The organism is Corynebacterium massiliense DSM 45435 (genome assembly GCF_028609805.1).
In the GTDB taxonomy this organism is placed as follows: domain Bacteria; phylum Actinomycetota; class Actinomycetes; order Mycobacteriales; family Mycobacteriaceae; genus Corynebacterium; species Corynebacterium massiliense.
The window spans coordinates 1,422,663-1,440,828 of the sequence record NZ_CP063189.1 but is presented as its reverse complement, the minus strand read 5'-3'; the positions used below and the strand labels follow the sequence as shown (position 1 = coordinate 1,440,828).

Here is an 18,166-nt window from a genome sequence, read left to right as displayed (position 1 = left end):
GATAAAGACCGTGTTAATCTATCCCCTGTTGACGAACGCAGGATTCCGTGTGAATTCTGCGTAGTTCGTCCCTTTCACATTGCTGACATGTAAGCGCCCGCTGAGTGTGTGCGGCGCGCATATATATTGAGGAACCCTTCAACACGATGCTTCTTGTATTACTCGCACTGCTCGGGGTGACGGTGGCGGCAGCGCCACTGGTGTCTCGAGTGTTGCACCGCAATGCAGGTTGGGTCTTGGCTCTGCCGCTGCTCGCCGCAGCGGTCATGGGTGCCACGAGCTACACCCGGGGCGCCGTCCACACCGAATCGGTGGACTGGATGCCGTCGCTGGGTGTGAGCTTCGGTGTGCGGCTGGACGGGTTGTCGCTCGTCTTCTTGATGCTCGTGCTGGTCATTGGCGCGGGCGTGCTCGCGTATTCCACGCGGTATCTGCACCACAAAGACACAGCCTTCTACTTCTACATCTGCGGCTTCGCGCTGGCGATGGCCATGCTGGTGACCACCGATAGCCTCATGGTCTTCTACGTCGCCTGGGAGCTGACCACCCTGTGCTCGTACTTCCTTATCGCCAACTCCGGCGAAAAAGGGCACCAGCCGGCCATCCGTACCCTGCTTGTGACCGTGCTGGGCGGCCTTTTCTTGCTCATGGCCGTCATTATCATGGCGATCACCACGGGGACGATGCAGCTGAGCGAAGTCATCTCCTCGCCCGTCTGGGATGACCACGCCGGGGTCAAGACTGGGGTAGCAGTGCTGGTCGCCCTAGCGGCTTTCACCAAGTCGGCGCAGTTCCCGTTCCAGGCCTGGCTGCCGGACTCCATGGTGGCTATCGCCCCAGTCTCCGCGTACCTGCACGCGGCGGCCATGGTCAAGGCCGGCATCTACCTGATCCTGCGCTTCTCACCGCTGTTTAGTGACATCCAAGCCTGGCACGTCATGCTCGTGCTCAGTGGCGGGTTTACTGCGCTCTTCGGCGCGATGACTGCAGTCACCCGCGACGATCTGAAGGAGCTGCTCGCGTACTCGACCATGTCGCAGCTGGGACTTCTGGTCACCATCGTGGGCGTGGGCACCCCGGAGGCGCTGACGGCGGCAATCGTCCACACCGTCGCGCACGCGTGCTTCAAGGCCGCGCTGTTTATGTCCGTCGGCATCATCGAGCACGAGACCGGCACGCGTTCCTACCGCGAGCTGCGGCACACGCGCGTGGTGAAGATGCCGGTGACGAAGACCGCCATTGTCGTGGCGGGCGCGTCCATGGCGGGCCTGCCGCTGCTCTTCGGCTTCGTGTCCAAGGAAGGCCTTATCACCGCGGTGGTCGAATCCGGCATGAACCGCTCGCTGATCACCCTGGTGGCCGGCGTCATCGTGGGCACGTCCATCTTCACCTTCGCGTACTCCATGCGCTACATCATCGGTGCCTTCGGTGCGACGAAGCACTCGCGCGCCGAGGAGGTGGCGGAGTCCCGCCTGCGGCACGAGGAGCCGGCGCAGCTGCACCGCATCGGCGAAGCCTCCCCGGCGTTCTGGATGGTCCCGGCGCTGCTCGGCATCGTCACGCTCGTGCTCGGCCTCGTTCCGGGGCTGCTCAACGAGCCGGTGACGGACGCCTCCCTGGCTGCCACCGGTGGCTTTGAGCAGGACATCCACTTGGCGGTATGGCACGGGGTCAACATCCCGCTCGGCCTGTCCGCCATCATCATCGCGGCCGGCTGCGTCCTCGTGCACTTCAACCGCGAGCTGGCGCGCGCCCTCACCAACTTCGGCGCCCCGGTCAAGGGGCTCGATGTGGTGGAGATGCTGCGCAACGGCGTTATCGAATACGGCGGCAAGTACTTCACCCGCCCGACCGGCACGACCTCGATGCGGCGCCACTTGGCGATGCCGCTGGTGGGCCTTTTGGTCATCGCGATCATCGGCATCTTTACGCTGACCGATATCCCGAGCGTGCGCGGCGAGAACTCCCGTGCGGTGGACTGGATCTTCGTCCTCATCATCTCCATCGGCGTGCTGGCATCGGTCATGGCGCGCTCGCGCCTGACCGTCGTGGTGGTTGTCTCCATCGCCGGCTTCGGCGTCACCCTGTGGTTCTTCGCCCTGGGCGCTGCCGACGTCGCTACCACCCAGCTGCTGGTGGAGATCCTGTCCGTCTGCGTTCTGGTGCTGGTGCTCCACCGCCTGCCGGACAGGTTCACCCCCGATAAGCGCGGCCAGCACTTCTGGTCGATTGCCCTGGCGGTGGCCATGGGCGCAGCCACGACCCTGGCGGTCTGGGGACTGACCGGCCGCCGCGGCAAGTCCGAGGCCGCGCGCTACTTCTTGGACCTCGGCCCGGAGCAGACGGGCGGCGACAACATCGTCAACACCATCATCGTGGACTACCGCGCGTTCGATACCTTCGGCGAGCTCACGGTTTTGGGCATGGCCGGTATTTCCATCGCCGTCCTGCTGCGCCACAACCGGCTGCTGCCGCTGCGCGACACACTGCTGGACAAGCGGTCCCCGCTCTTCGGGCCGGGGCCGAACGCGGTGTTCGTCCGCACCACGACCAAGCTGGTCGGTCCCATCATCGTGCTGCTTTCGGTAGTGCTTTTCGTACGCGGCCACCACGAGCCGGGCGGCGGCTTCGTGGCCGCGCTGGTGGGCTCCGCCGGCATCGCGTTGCTCTACCTGGGCGCGAAGGACAACGCGTCCGCGCCGATCCGCTGGCCGTACTTCACGCTCATTGGCCTGGGCGTCACGGTCGCAGCCTTGACCGGATTTATCGGTTTCTTCGACGGCGCCTTCCTCAAGGCGCTGCACGCCGAGATCTTCGGCATGGAGCAGACCTCGTCGATGATCTTCGACCTCGGCGTCTACCTCGCCGTGATGGGTGTCCTCGTCGGTGCCTTCAACATGCTGGGCATGCCGCGCGAGGGCGATAAGGAGCGGCACGTTCTGCTCGACTTGGAGCAGGAGCGTCGCCTCGAGCGCTTCGACCACGCGGTGGGCCGCGAGCGCAACTTCGGCGAAGATGGACTGGAAGTCCACACCCCGACGATGGCCGCAACGCCGGTAAACGGCGAGAAAGAAAGAGGGGAGAAGTAGATGACTCTTGCGATCTCTGCCGGCATCCTCATTGGCGGCTCGGTCTACCTCATGATGCGGCGCGACATGCTGCGCATCGCCTTGGGCTTCACGCTGCTTTCGCACGGCGTGAACCTCATCCTCATTGCCACTGGCGGTACGTGGGGGCGAAACGAGCCCTTCGGGCACCACACCGCCTCACAAATGACGGAGGCAGCCGATCCGCTGCCGCAGGCGTTCATCCTGACCGCCATCGTCATTTCGTTCGCCATTTCGGTGCTGATGTTCGTCACCGCCGCCGTGGGTAAGAAGGACGATGCCACCCGCCCGGAGGTTGATCCGGATAACGACAAGGATGTGGTGTGGTAATGCCACTCGGAATTGACATCGATCTCGTTTCGCTGCTTCTCCCACTGTTCGTGGGCGTGCCGCTTCTGGGCGCGGGTCTAACCATCATCTTCCGCAAGGCGATGTGGTTCCAGCACGTGGTCCTGTTCGCCATCTTGGGCGCGGCGCTGGCCGCCTCCATTGGGCTCATCTTCCTCACGCAGGACGGGTCTGCCATTTCTTCGCGGCTGGGTGAGTGGGGCTCCCTGGTGGGTATCCCGTTCGCCGCGGACATGTTCTCCGCGCTCATGCTCACCACCACGGCTTTGCTCGCCGTGGTGTGTGCGTGGTTTGCCGCCGCCAGCGGGTACTCCCGCGAACCGTTCTTCGTGCCGCTCACGCTGGTGCTGATGACGGGCGTCTTCGGCACGCTGCTGACCGCCGATATCTTCAACTTCTTCGTCTTTATCGAGGTCATGCTCGTCCCCAGCTACGGGCTGTACGCGATGACTATTTACCGCCGCGGCGGCGACCTGCAGCTGGGCGGCATGCGGCTGTTTATCACCGCAAACCTTCTGGCATCCACGATGCTGCTGACCGGCGTCGGCTTGGTCTACGGCACGTACGGCGCCGTGAACCTGGGCCAGCTGTATGGCGCGGCGAAGGAGGACCCGGCCACGGCGGTGGCGATGAGCATCGCCATGCTCGCCATGCTCATCAAGGCCTCGGTCGTGCCCATCCACTCCTGGTTGGCGCGGTCCTACCCGTACACGTCGCCGGCCGTCACGGCGCTGTTTTCCGGCCTGCATACCAAGGTCGGCGTCTACGCCCTCTACCGCTGGTACTCCATCATCTACGACGGCGATGCCCGCTGGCTGTGGATTTTGGTCTTGCTGTTCACCTTGACGATGGTCATCGGCGTCTTCGGCGCGGTGGGCGAGAAGACCACCCGCGAGATTCTGACTTTCCACATGGTTTCCCAGCTCGGCTACATCCTCATGGGCGTGGCGCTGTTTACTCAGCTGGGCATGACCGCGGGTATCTTCTACCTCGTCCACCACATGATCGTGAAGGCCTCGCTATTCATGTCCACCGGCGCAGTCGAGGTGAAGTACGGCACCGGTGAGCTGGGCAAGATCACCAACATCTCCAAGCGCGAGCCGATGATGGCCGTGGCCTTCTTCGCTGCGGCCCTGTCGCTGGCCGGCATCCCGCCGTTCTCCGGCTTCGTGGCCAAGTTCAGCCTCCTGCTGGGCACCTGGCAGGCCGGGCAGGTCTACGCTTTCTTTGCGATGATCGTGGTTTCGCTCATCACGTTGCTGTCCATGCTCAAGATTTGGAAGGGCATGTTCTGGGGCGACCGCACTCTGCCGGCCACCGCGCCCCGCCAGGATCAGGATCCGGATGGCCCCAACGCCACCCTGGGTGGCGGCGTGGCGAGCTACCCGGAGACCCCGGCGGAGCAGGCGGCTAACGATGCCCCGGTGGGCAGCGCCACCCGCGTGGTCACCCAGGAGCGCTACGAAGACGAGGCCTACGTCATCGAGGACACCGCGGACGCTAAGCCCCGCGTTGGCTTCTGGCTCGGCGCCCCGGCGGTTATCACTGCGCTGCTGACCCTTGCCATCGGCCTAGGCGCCGAGGTTCTTCTGCGGTGGGCCGGCGTGGCAGCCGACGGTTTGATGGATCCCACTACCTACCTTGAGGCGGTGATGCAGTAATGCACGACGTCATAACGTTCCCGTTCCGCTTCATCGCGTTCTGGGCTTGGTACCTCAAAGAGTTCGCGGTGGCGAATATCTCGGTGCTCAAAGACATCATTTCCCGCGGCCACGACTCCACCCCGGGCATCGGGCGTTACCTGTGCCAGTCGGAAAAGGACGCGCACTACACGCTGATCGCGGCGCTGATTACCATCACGCCGGGAACCCTCGTGGTCGGCGCGGGCAAGAACACGCCGGAAGGCCAGCGAGTCATGTACGTCCACGGCATGTACAACTCGGACGCGGACGAGCTTCGCGATGACCTGCGGGACATGGAAGAGCGCATGCTGCGCGGCGTGATGGTCCACCCGCGCTTTTTCGAAGACCGCCTGCGCGACGGTGCCACGGCGGCGCCGGACGCGCCGCACGCCGCGGGGAAGGAAGGGCAGCAGTAGTGATTTTCGTAGACATTGCCATCGTCGTGCTGGCGCTGACCGCGCTGCCGGCCGGCTACCGCATGCTCATCGGGCCCACCCGAGCCGATCGCGTGTCCGCGGCGGATGCCATCTTGTTCATCCTCGTCGGACTCATCGCGCTTATCGGCTGGAAGAAGGGCTCCCACTTCACGTTCGATATCGTCCTCGTGGCCACCGTCGTGGGCTTCCTGTCGGCGGTCTCGCTGGCCCGGGCACTGATGCGAGGTGAGCGTTAGATGCAGATCCTTCACATCATCTCCGATTTCTTCCTCATCCTCGGCACGTTGAGCATCGCCACGTGTGGCGCGGGCCTTTTGAGCTTCCGCGACGTCTACGCGCGCATGTCCGTGCTGTCGACGGCGTCTGGTTTTGGCATCACGTTCATTCTCCTGGGCGTGTTCTTCCGCGACCTTAGCTGGGGGAACGCGGTGCTCATTCTGGGCAGCATCATCCTGCTGCTTGGTACCTCGGCCATCGGCTCGGTGCTTATTGCCCGTGCCGCGCTCCTGCGCCGCGTGGCCATTGTCGATGTCGTCTACAACGAAGCCGATCCCTACTTCGACGACCCGGAGGCGCTGGCTCGCGAGAACTTCATGCGTGAGCAAAAGCTCGACGAGCTGACGTAGGGGCGTACTCGCACCCCCGTTGCGTGTACGCGCTACAGCGACGTGCGTGCACGAATGTTGATAGCACCGGCCGTGGTCGAATGTGACCGCGGCCGGTTGTCGCTACTAAGCTGAACCCAATAAAAGTTCCCGCCTTAGTACAAATCCCAAGCAAACGAAAGAGACGAAAACGTGTTTGAGTCTTTGTCCGATCGCCTTCAATCAGCCCTGACCGGGCTGCGTGGGAAGGGCAAGCTGACCGAAGCGGACATTAACGCCACCGCTCGCGAGATCCGTTTGGCCCTGCTCGAAGCCGACGTGTCCCTGACCGTCGTGCGGGGATTTATTAAGCGCATCAAGGAACGTGCGAAGGGCGCCGAGGTCTCCGAGGCGCTCAACCCGGCCCAGCAAGTGGTCAAGATCGTCAACGAGGAGCTCGTTGACATTCTCGGCGGCGAAACCCGCCGGTTGAACCTGGCGAAGAACCCGCCGACGGTGATTATGCTCGCCGGCTTGCAGGGTGCCGGTAAGACGACGCTGGCCGGTAAGCTGTCCCGCCATCTGGAAAAGCAGGGCCACACTCCGATGCTGGTGGCGTGTGATTTGCAGCGCCCCGGCGCCGTTCAGCAGCTGCAGATTGTCGGCGAGCGGGCAGGGGTTCCTACCTTTGCCCCGGATCCGGGTACTTCGCTCGATTCCTCCGAGCACGAGCTGGGAACCTCGCATGGCGATCCGGTCGCCGTTGCCCGCGAGGGTATTGCGGAGGCGCAGCGCGCCCACCACGATGTGGTGATTATCGATACGGCTGGTCGTCTCGGCATCGACGAGATGCTCATGCAGCAGGCCCGCGACATCCGCGACGCGGTGAACCCGGACGAAGTCCTGTTCGTCATCGACGCGATGATCGGTCAGGATGCCGTGCAGACGGCGGAGGCTTTCCGCGACGGCGTGGACTTTACTGGTGTCGTGCTGACCAAGCTGGATGGCGATGCCCGCGGCGGTGCCGCACTGTCCATCCGTGAGGTCACCGGCAAGCCGATTATGTACGCCTCGACGGGTGAAAAACTTGAGGACTTCGACGTCTTCCACCCCGAGCGCATGGCGTCGCGCATTCTGGGCATGGGTGACGTGCTCTCGCTCATCGAGCAGGCCGAGGCCACGCTGGACAAGGAGAAGGCGGAGCAAGCGGCTACGAAGATGAGCTCCGGCGAGCTCACCCTCAACGACTTCCTCGACCAGCTGCTCATGGTCCGCAAGATGGGGCCCATCGGCAACCTGCTCAAGATGATGCCGGGCGGCAAGCAGATGTCGCAGATGGCAGACATGGTCGATGAGAAGCAGCTGGACCGCATCCAGGCGATCATCCGCGGCATGACCCCGGAGGAGCGGGAAACGCCGAAGATCCTCAACGCCTCGCGCCGCAAGCGCATTGCTAACGGTTCCGGCGTGTCCGTCACCGAAGTCAACCAGCTCATCGAGCGTTTCAACGACGCGAAGAAGATGATGAATAAGATGGCCGGCCAGTTCGGTATGGGCGGCGGGCGCTCGGCCACGAAGAAGAAGCCGAAGGGCCGCAAGAACAAGAAGGGCAAGCGCAAAAAGAAGGGCGGCGGCGGTGGCGGCCGCGGCCCGCAGGGCATGCCTGGAATGCCGGGGATGCCGGGCATGGGTGGCGGTATGCCGTCCATGGAGGATATGAAGAAGCTCCAGGAGCAGATGGGCGGCGCTGGCGCCGGCAAGGGCGGATTCGGTTCGGGCTTCCCGGGCATGCCGAAGCTGCCGGAGGGAATGGAAAACCTCGACCTGGACAACCTCGATTTCGGCGGCGGCAAGGGGAAGAAGTAAACACCTCCCCGCTGCCCCCCCCCATACGAATACATGCGGGAAGCTCACTGAAAAGTGAGCTTCCCGCATTTTGTTTACGCGGCGAGCCGGCGCGCCTTCAACGGCCCGACGGGCGTTGGCTGATTCTGCGCCGCAGCCAGACGTCGTGGGTGCTAGACGGCGCTGGGCTGTCCGCTCCCGAAGTAGGGGGTGGGCGCCGGCGGCTGCTGGCCCTGGCCACTGGTAGCGGCGCCCACACCGGATCCGTAGCCGTAACCGTAGCCATTGCCACCGCCGTAGCCGTAACCACCGTTGTAGCCGCCTCCGTAGCCATAGCCGTAGCCGCCATCGGTGCCGTATCCGTTTCCGTAACCGCCGCCGTAGTCGTAGCCGTACCCATAGCCGTAGCCACCGGACCCGGTGCCGTCGTTAGAGCCTGCACCCATCCCGGAATCGGAGCCGCTGCCCGGGGTAGAGGAGGAATCGTCGGTCGCGCCGCGCTGCGGCTTCTTCTTCGGGTCCTTGATCTCGGAGCCCGGAATGGGCAGGCCGTCCTTGCCAAACTGGGCGGGCTGCAAGCCATCGGCAAGCGGCTGCTCGAACTTCTTTCCCTCCAGGAACGGATCCAGGATCTCCTCGACCAACGGGCGCAGTGATTCGGCGTAGGCGCTCGAGATGTGGTGCATATCGCGGTAGACGAAGGTATTGCCGATGACGACGGGGCAGTCCTTCTCGTCACAGAACCAGTCGGAAGTATCGACAGCGAGCATGTTGTCGAAGTGCGCCAGGATGGGTGCAGACGGATCCGTCGGTGCGTAGACCTCGTCGCGCTGCATCCCGCACCCCACGGCGTCCTCGGTGGCCACGTAGCACTCGTCGAACTCCTGCATCTTGCCCTGATCGTCGAAGCCCCACGGGTTGTCGCGGAAGCCCAGGAACGGGATGTCGTGGTCGGCCAACTCATCCCAGAACTGGATGTAGCCGGCCGGTACCGTATCCGGCCCGTGGCCCGCCGGATCCTGGGGGCGCGTTGTATTGGAGATGACCAGGTCCGGGTCGGCATCGATAATCCGCTCGGTGACGAGCTCGCTCCACTCGGCACAGTCGTCCGACACCGTGAGATCGTCGCCCAACTCAATCGGGCACCCCTGTCGCAGCATGGGCACGACCTTGAATCCCTTGTCACGGCCGAGCGCGTCGATGACGGGGATGTACTGCTCCGCGTGGGAGCCGCCGACCACGTAGACCTCGAAATCGGAGTCGGTATCGCCGAAGATGCACGGATTGCCGTCCTTGTCCTCGTCGAAAAACTCATCTGGGTCGACCGAATCGGGGATGAAGCAATGCTTTTGCGAGGTAATCGGGTTCATGCCCCGCACCAGAATGGGATCGGGCTTGACCTCCTTGCCCTTCGGCGTTTCCGCCCCGTGCAGCGCCATGGCGCCTGGGTAATCGTGCGGGTCGAGGAACTCCCGGTTCGCGCCGGTGACCGTGCCCCGCCACACCGGGTGGACTGCCAGAAGAGCCAGGACCGCAACGGCGGTAACCACGCCGCCGACCGCGCGCAGGGCGCCGGGGCGCGAACGGACCTGCTGCACCGCGCGGTTAACCGGCATGTCATCCCTGGTAGGCCGTTTGCGGTGCTGCCGTAGGGGTTCTTCCACAAAGCGGTGCGTCAGATCCGCGAGCACCAGGGAGCCCACGACGACCACGACGCCCAGCCACCAGGGCGGGGTGTCGTAGTCGAGGTGGCGCGTCAGGATGATGAGCAGAGGCCAGTGCCACAGGTACAGCGGGTAGGCGATGCGCCCGAGCCACCGCGCCGGCCGGGACGCAAGGGCGCCGGACACACGGCCGCCCCCGCCGATGATGATGAGCACCGCGCCGCCCAGCGGCAGCAGGGACAGCGGACCCGGGTAAGCGGTGGAATCCGCGATGAACATGCCGGTGCACGCCAGCAGCACGAGGCCCGCGAGGGCGCAGAGATCGGCCACGCGGCGCGGCAGTGAGATGCGCGAGCCGTACAGGACTAATACGGCGCCCAGGGATAGCTCCCACACGCGTGACCACGTGGAGTAGTAATTGCCGGGCGTGCCAAAGAAGCCGAAGCGCGAGGCGTAGGCGAACGACGCGATGGTCACCACGATGAGCAGTGGGCCGGCAATTTTGCGGATGCGGCGCGACGCGGCGTCTTGCCCGGCGGTCCGGGCGATGCGACGAACGCCCAGGCCCAACAAGGTGCACAGGGCGATACCCAGGACGTAGAACTGGCCCTGGACGGACATCGACCACATGTGCTGGAGGGGCGAGGTGGATGCGCTGGCCGCGGCGTAGTCCGCGTCCTGCGAGGCGAGCTCCCAGTTCTGGAAGTACAGCGTCGTGGCCATGACCTGCCGGGTGAACTCGTCGCGCAACAGCTCCGGGGTGAGCGTGAGCACGAGGAGGAACGTCACGCCGATGACCAACGCGAGGGAGGGCACCAAGCGGCGAATGGTGCGCCACAGCGGCCACCACGGATTGAGCGACGCGTTTGGTTTTGCGGCGTAGCGCAGCTGCGAACCGAGGAAGAAGTATCCAGACAGCAGCAAAAACACGTCGACGCCGCCGGAGACACGGCCGACGAAGACGTGGTAGAGCACCACTAGACCGATGGCTAGCCCGCGCAGACCATCCAGGTCGTAGCGGTATCTAAAACTTCGTGAGGAGTCTTGGCTCATAGAACGTACACGCTTCCTCGTGGGATAATTACCGACAAGTCTTTTTCGCACGCCCGCGCCGGCACCGCAAACACCGTCTCGCGGGCTGATCGACGTACATAATCTACCTTGAAGCCCCGCGCCAGCCGAATGCGAGCAGCTCGGCCGCTGCCGGAGCAGGGCCGGAACGAGGCCGCGATTTCCGCTTGCGGCGGGGGAGTGTGTAAGGTATTACGAGTTCATCATCCTGCGTAACACCGTGCATCCGACCCCGGTCGGCCGGTGGTCACGCGCAGGCTAAAACCAAGGGTTGAACCGGCCCGCCACACGGCGGGTGTCTGAACTGCCCAGTGACCAAAGAAAAGGAGCCCAGCATGGCTGTCAAGATCAAGCTGCAGCGACTCGGCAAGATCCGTACCCCGCACTACCGCGTCATCATCGCTGATGCACGCACCCGCCGCGACGGCAAGGAAATCGAGGTTATCGGCACCTACTCGCCGAAGAACAACCCGTCCATCATCGACATCGATTCCGAGCGCGCACAGTACTGGATCGGCGTTGGCGCGCAGCCGACCGAGCCGGTTCTCGCCCTGCTGAAGGTGACCGGCGACTGGCAGAAGGCCAAGGGCCTGCCGGGCGCGGAGGGCAGCCTGGAGGCGCAGCCGGAGAAGAAGTCTAAGCTGGACATCTTCAACGAGGCTCTCTCCGAGGCCAACAACGGCCCGTCCATCGAGGCCATCACCGAAAAGAAGAAGGCCAAGGAAGAGGCCGAGGCTAAGGCTGCCGCAGAGAAGGAGGCCGAGGAAAAGGCCGCCGCTGAGGCAGCTGCTGCCGAGGAGTCCGCTGACGACTCCGCCGAGGGCGAGGCTTCTGAGGAGTCCTCCTCCGACAGCGAGTAAATCGCCGGTGGTTGACGTGTGATTTTCTCACCCGCCAACCATTTCTACTGGCCCCGCCGCACACCACGCAGTGCGGCGGGGCTTTTCGTATCTTTGCCGCGGCAGTCGCGGCGGGCGTGTCCGGGTGGCCTGCTATCGTGAATGCCCATGGAACTGCTCATTGGGCGCGTTATAAAATCGCACGGCATTCGGGGTGAAGTGGTGGTTGATCCCACCACCGACGAACCAGGCATCCGGTTCGCTAACGGGACCGTTTTACACGGGACCCAGGGGCAGAAGGAGCATGAGCTCACCATCGCGCACTCCCGTCCGCACAAAGGTCGCCTGTTGGTGACCTTCGATGAGATCAAGGACCGCACCGCCGCCGACAGCCTACGCGGCACTAAGTTCTTCGCGGCCCCACTGGAGGATCCGGACGACGACGGCTTCTATGACCACGAACTCGAGGGGCTCAAGGTCCGTCACTCGGGCGAGATCATCGGCGATATCACGGCAGTTACGCACGGCCCGCGCCAGACCCTGTTGCACATCGGTCTCAACGGCGGGAGCGAGGCGATGATCCCGTTCGTGACGGACATCGTCCCCGAGGTGGATCTAGAAGCGGGCGAAGTGACCATCACCCCGCCGGAAGGACTCCTTGAACTGTGAGAATCGACGTCATCACGATTTTCCCGGACTACCTCGAGCCGCTGCGCCACGCGCTTTTAGGCAAAGCCATCGAGGAAGGCCGCCTTGCCGTCGGCGTGCACAACCTGCGGGACTGGGCTAGCGATAATCACAAGTCCGTCGACGATTCCCCGTTCGGCGGTGGCCCAGGCATGGTCATGAAGCCGAGCGTGTGGGGCCCGGCGCTTGACGATGTCGCCTCCGGAACCGCCGCCGATCCCAGCCGGGATCTCGCCACCGCGTTGCCGCATCTGCGAAAGCCGCGGCACGACGACCTGGCAGCCGCGGGTGAGGGGAGTGACACCGCAGCCGAGGGCGCAGCCCCGGAATCGCCCGCCGAAAGGGACGAGAAGGACGACAGGCCGCTGCTCATTGTTCCAACGCCGGCGGGCCGGCCGTTCACCCAGGCGGATGCAGTGGAGTGGTCGCGGGAAGACCACCTCGTCTTCGCCTGTGGGCGCTACGAGGGCATCGACCAGCGCGTGGTGGACGACGCCCAGCGCACCTACCGGGTGCGCGAGGTTTCCATCGGGGACTACGTCCTTATCGGCGGTGAGGTAGCCACCCTGGTGATGGCTGAGGCCGTCGTGCGGCTTATCCCCGGTGTTTTGGGCAATCGGCGCTCCCACGAGGAAGACTCCTTCTCCGATGGCCTGCTGGAGGGCCCGTGCTACACCAAGCCGCGCACGTGGCGCGGCCTCGACGTGCCGGAGGTGCTTACGAGCGGTGACCACGCGCGCATCGATAAGTGGCGCCGCGCCGAGTCGCTGCGGCGCACTGCCGAGCGCCGGCCCGAACTTTTGGACCGCGTAGAGCTCGATGCCGTGGATAGGGACGTGCTCGCGGCGTGGGAGGAAGAAAGGCGCAGCGGTGGAGACGAGCACTGATCTCAGCGTCCTCATCACCGAGGACGAGTGGGCGGCCACGCGGTCCACTCTGCCCGCGGCGCTGGCCGGCGCCGGGCTCGAGGTCAGTGACATCGCGGTCCAGGACATCACCGAGATGTGCGCGGCGGACAACGTTTTGCGGCAGGAATACCTCTCCCGCTTCGGCCACACGCCCGAGGAGGAACGAATCTTTCGCGTCGTGGTCAATGCCGTAAGCACGCTGCCCCTTCACCGGGTGACCAGCGTGGTGAGCGCGGCTTTCCCGCCGCAGGCGTGTTGGTACGGCGCGACCGAAATCGGGCACACGGAAATCGCTACGGGGCTGGAGGACGTCCGCGGGGTCTAGCGCCCGCCACCCCAAGTAGGCCCGGGCGCGTCTCGGGACCGCCCGTCTCGCGCGAGCCGGGCCCGGGCGCATTCGGCGGCGATTGCTAGCATGATCCGAATGATCGCCGAGACTATCGCGCAAGAACTATCCGTTCCCGAGAAGGGCGTTGCGGCCGCGCTCACGCTTTTGGGCGAGGGCAATACCGTGCCGTTTATCGCCCGGTACCGCAAGGAAGCGACCGGCGGCCTCGATGACACGCAGCTGCGCGCCATCGAGGAACGCGCCACGTACCTTACCGAATTGCAGGAGCGGAAAGAGACGGTCCTCGCCGCCATCGAGGAACAAGGCAAGCTCGATGACGAGCTGCGGCAGCGGATTGATGCCGCCGACACCAAGGCCCGCCTCGAGGACATCTACCGCCCGTACAAGAAGCGCCGGAAGACAAAGGCCGATATGGCTCGTGAGGCCGGTCTTGCCCCGCTTGTCGATGCCCTAGTGGACAACCCAGCGGCCGCCCCAGAAGAACTCGCGGCCGGCTACCTTTCGGAGGGCTACCCCGACGCCAAGGCGGCCCTGGAGGGGGCCCGCGCGATCTTCGTCGACGACCTGGCGATGGACGCGGATTTGGTCGAAGACCTGCGCGAGAAGTTCTACAGCGAGGGCCACATGGTCGCCCGCGTGGCCGAAGGCAAGGAAGCCGAGGGAGGCAAATACCGCGACTACTTTGACTTCTCCGAGCCGTTTTCGTCGCTTCCGTCCCACCGCATCCTCGCGCTGTTGCGCGGTGAGTCCGAGGGCGTGCTGCAGCTCGACTTGGATCCGGGGGAGGACGCGGACTTTGAGCGCCACATCGCCACGCACCGCGGGCTCGCGGACCGCTCGGCGTGGGTGGACAAGGCCATCCACTGGGGCTGGCGCACGAAGCTGTCGCTGTCCTGCGGGCTCGACGTGCGCATGCGGTTGAAGGAAACCGCGGAGGACGGCGCGCTGAAGATCTTTGCTAAGAACCTGCGCGATGTGCTCCTGGCCGCGCCGGCCGGGCAGCGGGCGACCCTGGGGTTAGATCCCGGCTACCGCAACGGCGTGAAATGCGCCGTGGTGGATAACACGGGAAAGGTCCTCGACACCGTGGTGGTCTATCCCCACCAGCCGCAAAACAAGTGGGACGCAGCCCGTGACGCGCTGGCGCATCTGTCCGCCCAGCACGGGGTGGAGCTCATCGCGGTGGGAAACGGCACCGCCTCCCGGGAGACCGACAAGCTGGCCCACGAGGTCGCCGACCTCATCGCTACAGCCGGCGGCACCCGGCCCACCCCGGTCACCGTGTCGGAGGCGGGCGCCTCGGTGTACTCCGCGTCCCAGCTCGCAGCAGATGAATTCCCCGACATGGACGTCTCCTTGCGCGGCGCGGTATCCATCGCCCGCCGCCTGCAAGATCCGCTGGCGGAGCTGGTGAAGATCGACCCGAAATCCATCGGCGTGGGCCAGTACCAGCACGACGTCAACCAAACGCACCTGGCCCGCACTTTGGATGCGGTGGTGGAAGACGCGGTCAACGGCGTGGGAGTGGATCTCAACACCGCATCCGTTCCGCTGTTGGAGCGGGTCGCTGGTGTCAGCCCCACGCTCGCAGAAAACATCGTGCGCTACCGCAACGAGCACGGTTCGTTTGCTACCCGTAAGGAGCTGGCGAAGGTACCGCGCCTGGGGCCGAAGGCCTTCGAGCAGTCAGCCGGCTTCTTGCGCATCACGGGTGGCGATGACCCGCTCGACGCCTCTGCCGTCCACCCGGAGGCGTATTCGGTGGTCACGGCGATGAGCCAGACGACGGGGCTCGGAGTGGCGGAGCTCATCGGCAATTCGCGCGTGCTGCACACGCTCAACCCGGCCGACTACGCCACCGCTGAATTCGGCGTGCCCACCGTCACGGACATCCTCGCCGAGCTGGATAAGCCCGGGCGCGATCCGCGTCCGCAGTTCAAGACCGCGGCGTTTAAGGAGGGCGTGTCCAAGGTCAGTGACGTCAAGCCGGGCATGGTGCTCGAAGGAACCGTGACCAACGTGGCGGCCTTCGGCGCCTTCGTGGACGTGGGAGTCCACCAGGACGGGCTCGTCCACGTCTCTGCCATGAGCCACGACTTCGTGGCCGACCCCCACGACGTCATCCGCTCCGGCGAGGTGGTCAAGGTGAAGATGCTGGACGTCGACGTCGACCGGCAGCGCATCTCCCTGTCGCTGCGGCTTGACGATGAGCCAGGGGCCGCCTCCGAGAAGGGCTCCGGTAAGGGTACTGGCAAGGGGGCTGGCAAGGGCGCGAAGAACCGCGGCCGTGGCAAAGGCCAGGGTGGCAAGCGAGGCGGAAACCGAAGCGGCAACCGAGCAGGCGGCCGGGGCGGTAACCGATCGCAGAATGCCGGTGGCGCGATGGCCGATGCCCTCAAGAAGGCCGGCTTCGGTCAGTAGCTTGGTGGGTGGGTGGAGTGGGGGTGGCTCCACCCCCCCCACCAAGCCGGGGGTATTTTTGACTGTTTCTGGTCTGGGATGACCAATCGCACCGTTCGGGGGTGGTGTGAGGTGTGTCTATTTTTCGGGCGGTGGATGTGGCGGTGTGGCCGCGAATTTGTCGCGTGTTGCACCCAGTGTCACCCGCAATATCCCGTGCTGTAACCGCCCGTTAACGTAATACGTTTCGCACTCAAACGTGACCTATCAACTAAAATTCCGCGCTCCGAGTTTTATAACGAAGGGGTTTTTCTTTTTGAGACATTAGGTTACTCTTCCCTTCCTGTGCAGGCTGATTCCCGCCGTCAGAGCGGTTTCGGCCGAAAGGTAGAGATAACAAAAAGCAGGAGCGAGGAGAATTGGCCAAGAAATCAGGGCGCTTGCCGCCACGGGTAACCGGGGTTGTTGCCGCCACGTCTATGGCACTGTCTTTGGGGTCCTGCACTTTTTCGGAAAAGTCTGAAGAAAAGGCTTTGGAACCCTGTGAGGAGCACTTAAAGCAGGGGGCGAACGTGTCCGCCTCCGGGGGCGGCGACGAACCGGTGGTATCCACCAGTGATCCGTACGCCTCTTGGGCGGCGTGTGGCGCGCTGGCCAAAGGTGGCACCGCCGCCGACGCGGCCGTCGCCGCCCAACTCGTGTTGGGGCTGACCGAACCTCAGGTATCCGGCCCAGGCGGCGGCAGCGTTGCCATGACCCGCGACGGGAAAAGCGATGCGCTCCAGTCCTACGACTCAACGGCCTACGCCCCGGCTGCCTACGAGCCAGGGGAGAGTGCCGGATCGCGCATCGGCGTCCCCAGCACGTTGCAGCTTATGCGCACGCTCAATGAGGACGCCGGCAAACTGGACCTCGCCGAGCTCGCCGAGCCAGCCGTGCGCCTAGCCCACGATGGCTTCGAAGTCAGCGAACGCTTGGTACAGGCGGTGGAAGAGGCGAAGTACCCCGCCATCACGCAGGACTTGTACGGGAAAGACGCCATTGCGCCCGGCGACACGGTGCACAACCCCCGCTACGGCGATCTCATCGGCGCCTGGGCCGAGGCAGACGGGCGCATCTCGGACGCGGACATGGATTCGCTCCGCGATGACCTGCGGAATGCAGCCGCCGACGAGGCAGACGAGAAGGCACTCGACGTGCTGGCATCGACGTGGTCGGATGGCCGCGACGAGGCGCCGAAGGGGCAAGACCCGCAGTGCGTGGACTACGAGGGGGCCAACGTCTGCGGCGTCGACAGCCCCGCGACCGGCTCCAACATCGTGCTCCCGGCCCTCGGCATTTTGGACCACGAAGACTTGGGGCGCCTGGCCCCGTACGACAACAAGGGCTACAAGGTGCCGCGGTCCACGGCGGCTCACCTCATGGTGGAAGCCGAGCGGCTCGCCTTCACCGAAGGCAACACCTGGATGGGCGACCCCGGCGATGACGGGGCGCTGCAGGACATCGCCAAGCGCTACCGCGATGAAGTCGTGATGAACCAGGACTACTACCGCGACGCCGCCCAGCAGATCCACCAAAAGCGCAGCATCAAGTCGCCGGAACCAACAAAGCTGGGGGATACGCCGTACCGCGACTTCAACGAGGACGGCACCTCGCAGCTGTCCATCACGGACCGGGACGGCAACGTCGTCTCGATGACCTCTACGCTGCAAAGTTACTTCGGCTCGGGCGTGGTCGCCGGCGGGTTCCCGCTCAACAATTCGCTGGATAACTTCACCGGTGAATCACCGGAGGAACCGAACTCCCCGGCGCCGCTGCGCCACCCCAAGACCACGATGTCGCCGATGATCCTCACCCGTGACGCCCAGGGGGAAAAGGGCGGCAATGAGGTGCTGGCCATCGGCTCGCCGGGTGGGACGAAGATCCCGTCGTACGTCATCAAAAACATCGTGGCGACCCAGGCCTGGGGTCTTTCCGTGGAGGACGCGGTGCGCATGCCCAACTTCGGCAGCACCACCCGCTCGGCGTCCTACATCGAAACCGATGGGGACTACGGGAAGCTCAAGGACGTCAAACGGGCGAAGAAGCGGCTGCAGGAATGGGGCCACTCCGTCGACACCGGCACCGCGGACAGCGGGGCGAACCTCGTGTCCACCTCCGAGGAAAAGAACACGGCCGCAGCCGATCCCCGACGGGACGGTGCGGCATACGCGGCGGGCCCTTAGTAGTTCCCCCAACGCGCCGC

At 64.7% G+C, this 18,166-nt stretch carries 14 protein-coding genes; 13 read left to right on the top strand and 1 reads right to left on the bottom strand.

Annotated features, from left to right (window positions below; translation table 11 throughout):
- Window positions 1-146: 146 nt before the first annotated feature.
- The 7 genes from CMASS_RS06795 to ffh all read left to right on the top strand — a co-directional run bounded on the left by CMASS_RS06795 (window position 147) and on the right by ffh (window position 8,024).
- A complete protein-coding gene (locus CMASS_RS06795; protein WP_022862262.1) occupies window positions 147-3,089 on the top strand; it encodes a DUF4040 family protein in 2,943 nt (980 codons plus the stop codon).
- Entirely contained in the window at window positions 3,090-3,437 is a 348-nt protein-coding gene (locus CMASS_RS06790; protein WP_022862261.1) for a sodium:proton antiporter, read from the top strand.
- Window positions 3,437-5,116: a monovalent cation/H+ antiporter subunit D family protein gene (locus CMASS_RS06785; RefSeq protein ID WP_022862260.1), complete on the top strand. Its 1,680-nt coding sequence runs from the start codon at window positions 3,437-3,439 to the stop codon at window positions 5,114-5,116. The genes CMASS_RS06790 and CMASS_RS06785 overlap by 1 nt, the downstream gene beginning before the upstream one ends.
- Window positions 5,116-5,553 (top strand): Na+/H+ antiporter subunit E, encoded by a 438-nt coding sequence (locus CMASS_RS06780; protein WP_022862259.1) that lies wholly within the window; start codon window positions 5,116-5,118, stop codon window positions 5,551-5,553. The genes CMASS_RS06785 and CMASS_RS06780 overlap by 1 nt, the downstream gene beginning before the upstream one ends.
- Window positions 5,553-5,810 (top strand): MrpF/PhaF family protein, encoded by a 258-nt coding sequence (locus CMASS_RS06775; RefSeq protein WP_022862258.1) that lies wholly within the window; start codon window positions 5,553-5,555, stop codon window positions 5,808-5,810. The genes CMASS_RS06780 and CMASS_RS06775 overlap by 1 nt, the downstream gene beginning before the upstream one ends.
- Window positions 5,811-6,200, top strand: a complete 390-nt coding sequence (locus CMASS_RS06770; protein WP_022862257.1) for a cation:proton antiporter — start codon at window positions 5,811-5,813, stop codon at window positions 6,198-6,200. It begins immediately after the preceding gene.
- Between the two features lie 171 nt (window positions 6,201-6,371).
- Complete coding sequence (ffh, locus tag CMASS_RS06765; protein ID WP_022862256.1) at window positions 6,372-8,024, top strand: signal recognition particle protein; 1,653 nt, start codon at window positions 6,372-6,374, stop codon at window positions 8,022-8,024.
- 152 nt (window positions 8,025-8,176) lie between these two features.
- Here the strand turns inward: ffh and CMASS_RS06760 are convergent, their stop codons facing one another.
- Window positions 8,177-10,720, bottom strand: a complete 2,544-nt coding sequence (locus CMASS_RS06760; protein ID WP_022862255.1) for an acyltransferase family protein — start codon at window positions 10,718-10,720, stop codon at window positions 8,177-8,179.
- Window positions 10,721-11,073: 353 nt separating this feature from the next.
- Between CMASS_RS06760 and rpsP the strand changes: the two genes are divergently transcribed.
- The 6 genes from rpsP to CMASS_RS06730 all read left to right on the top strand — a co-directional run bounded on the left by rpsP (window position 11,074) and on the right by CMASS_RS06730 (window position 18,146).
- Window positions 11,074-11,598 (top strand): 30S ribosomal protein S16, encoded by a 525-nt coding sequence (rpsP, locus tag CMASS_RS06755; RefSeq protein ID WP_022862254.1) that lies wholly within the window; start codon window positions 11,074-11,076, stop codon window positions 11,596-11,598.
- Window positions 11,599-11,745: 147 nt separating this feature from the next.
- Entirely contained in the window at window positions 11,746-12,246 is a 501-nt protein-coding gene (gene rimM / locus CMASS_RS06750; RefSeq protein ID WP_022862253.1) for a ribosome maturation factor RimM, read from the top strand.
- On the top strand, window positions 12,243-13,151 hold the full coding sequence (gene trmD / locus CMASS_RS06745; RefSeq protein ID WP_022862252.1) for a tRNA (guanosine(37)-N1)-methyltransferase TrmD: 909 nt from the start codon (window positions 12,243-12,245) through the stop codon (window positions 13,149-13,151). The genes rimM and trmD overlap by 4 nt, the downstream gene beginning before the upstream one ends.
- The gene (locus tag CMASS_RS06740) at window positions 13,135-13,497 is read left to right on the top strand and encodes a hypothetical protein (RefSeq protein ID WP_022862251.1); all 363 of its coding nucleotides are present in this window, start codon (window positions 13,135-13,137) and stop codon (window positions 13,495-13,497) included. Before trmD ends, CMASS_RS06740 begins: the two co-directional genes overlap by 17 nt.
- A gap of 99 nt (window positions 13,498-13,596) precedes the next feature.
- Window positions 13,597-15,942 carry a Tex family protein gene (locus tag CMASS_RS06735; protein WP_022862250.1) on the top strand — a complete coding sequence of 782 codons (2,346 nt, stop codon included), beginning with the start codon at window positions 13,597-13,599 and terminating at the stop codon, window positions 15,940-15,942.
- A gap of 551 nt (window positions 15,943-16,493) precedes the next feature.
- On the top strand, window positions 16,494-18,146 hold the full coding sequence (locus CMASS_RS06730; protein ID WP_022862249.1) for a gamma-glutamyltransferase: 1,653 nt from the start codon (window positions 16,494-16,496) through the stop codon (window positions 18,144-18,146).
- Window positions 18,147-18,166 lie beyond the last annotated feature (20 nt).

Bases quoted from the DNA above. Each gene is read 5' to 3' on its own strand.
- CMASS_RS06795 (WP_022862262.1), top strand. From the start codon at position 147: ATGCTTCTTGTATTACTCGCACTGCTCGGGGTGACGGTGGCGGCAGCG.
- CMASS_RS06790 (WP_022862261.1), top strand. From the start codon at position 3,090: ATGACTCTTGCGATCTCTGCCGGCATCCTCATTGGCGGCTCGGTCTAC.
- CMASS_RS06785 (WP_022862260.1), top strand. From the start codon at position 3,437: ATGCCACTCGGAATTGACATCGATCTCGTTTCGCTGCTTCTCCCACTG.
- CMASS_RS06780 (WP_022862259.1), top strand. From the start codon at position 5,116: ATGCACGACGTCATAACGTTCCCGTTCCGCTTCATCGCGTTCTGGGCT.
- CMASS_RS06770 (WP_022862257.1), top strand. From the start codon at position 5,811: ATGCAGATCCTTCACATCATCTCCGATTTCTTCCTCATCCTCGGCACG.
- CMASS_RS06760 (WP_022862255.1), bottom strand. From the start codon at position 10,720: ATGAGCCAAGACTCCTCACGAAGTTTTAGATACCGCTACGACCTGGAT.
- rpsP (WP_022862254.1), top strand. From the start codon at position 11,074: ATGGCTGTCAAGATCAAGCTGCAGCGACTCGGCAAGATCCGTACCCCG.
- rimM (WP_022862253.1), top strand. From the start codon at position 11,746: ATGGAACTGCTCATTGGGCGCGTTATAAAATCGCACGGCATTCGGGGT.
- CMASS_RS06735 (WP_022862250.1), top strand. From the start codon at position 13,597: ATGATCGCCGAGACTATCGCGCAAGAACTATCCGTTCCCGAGAAGGGC.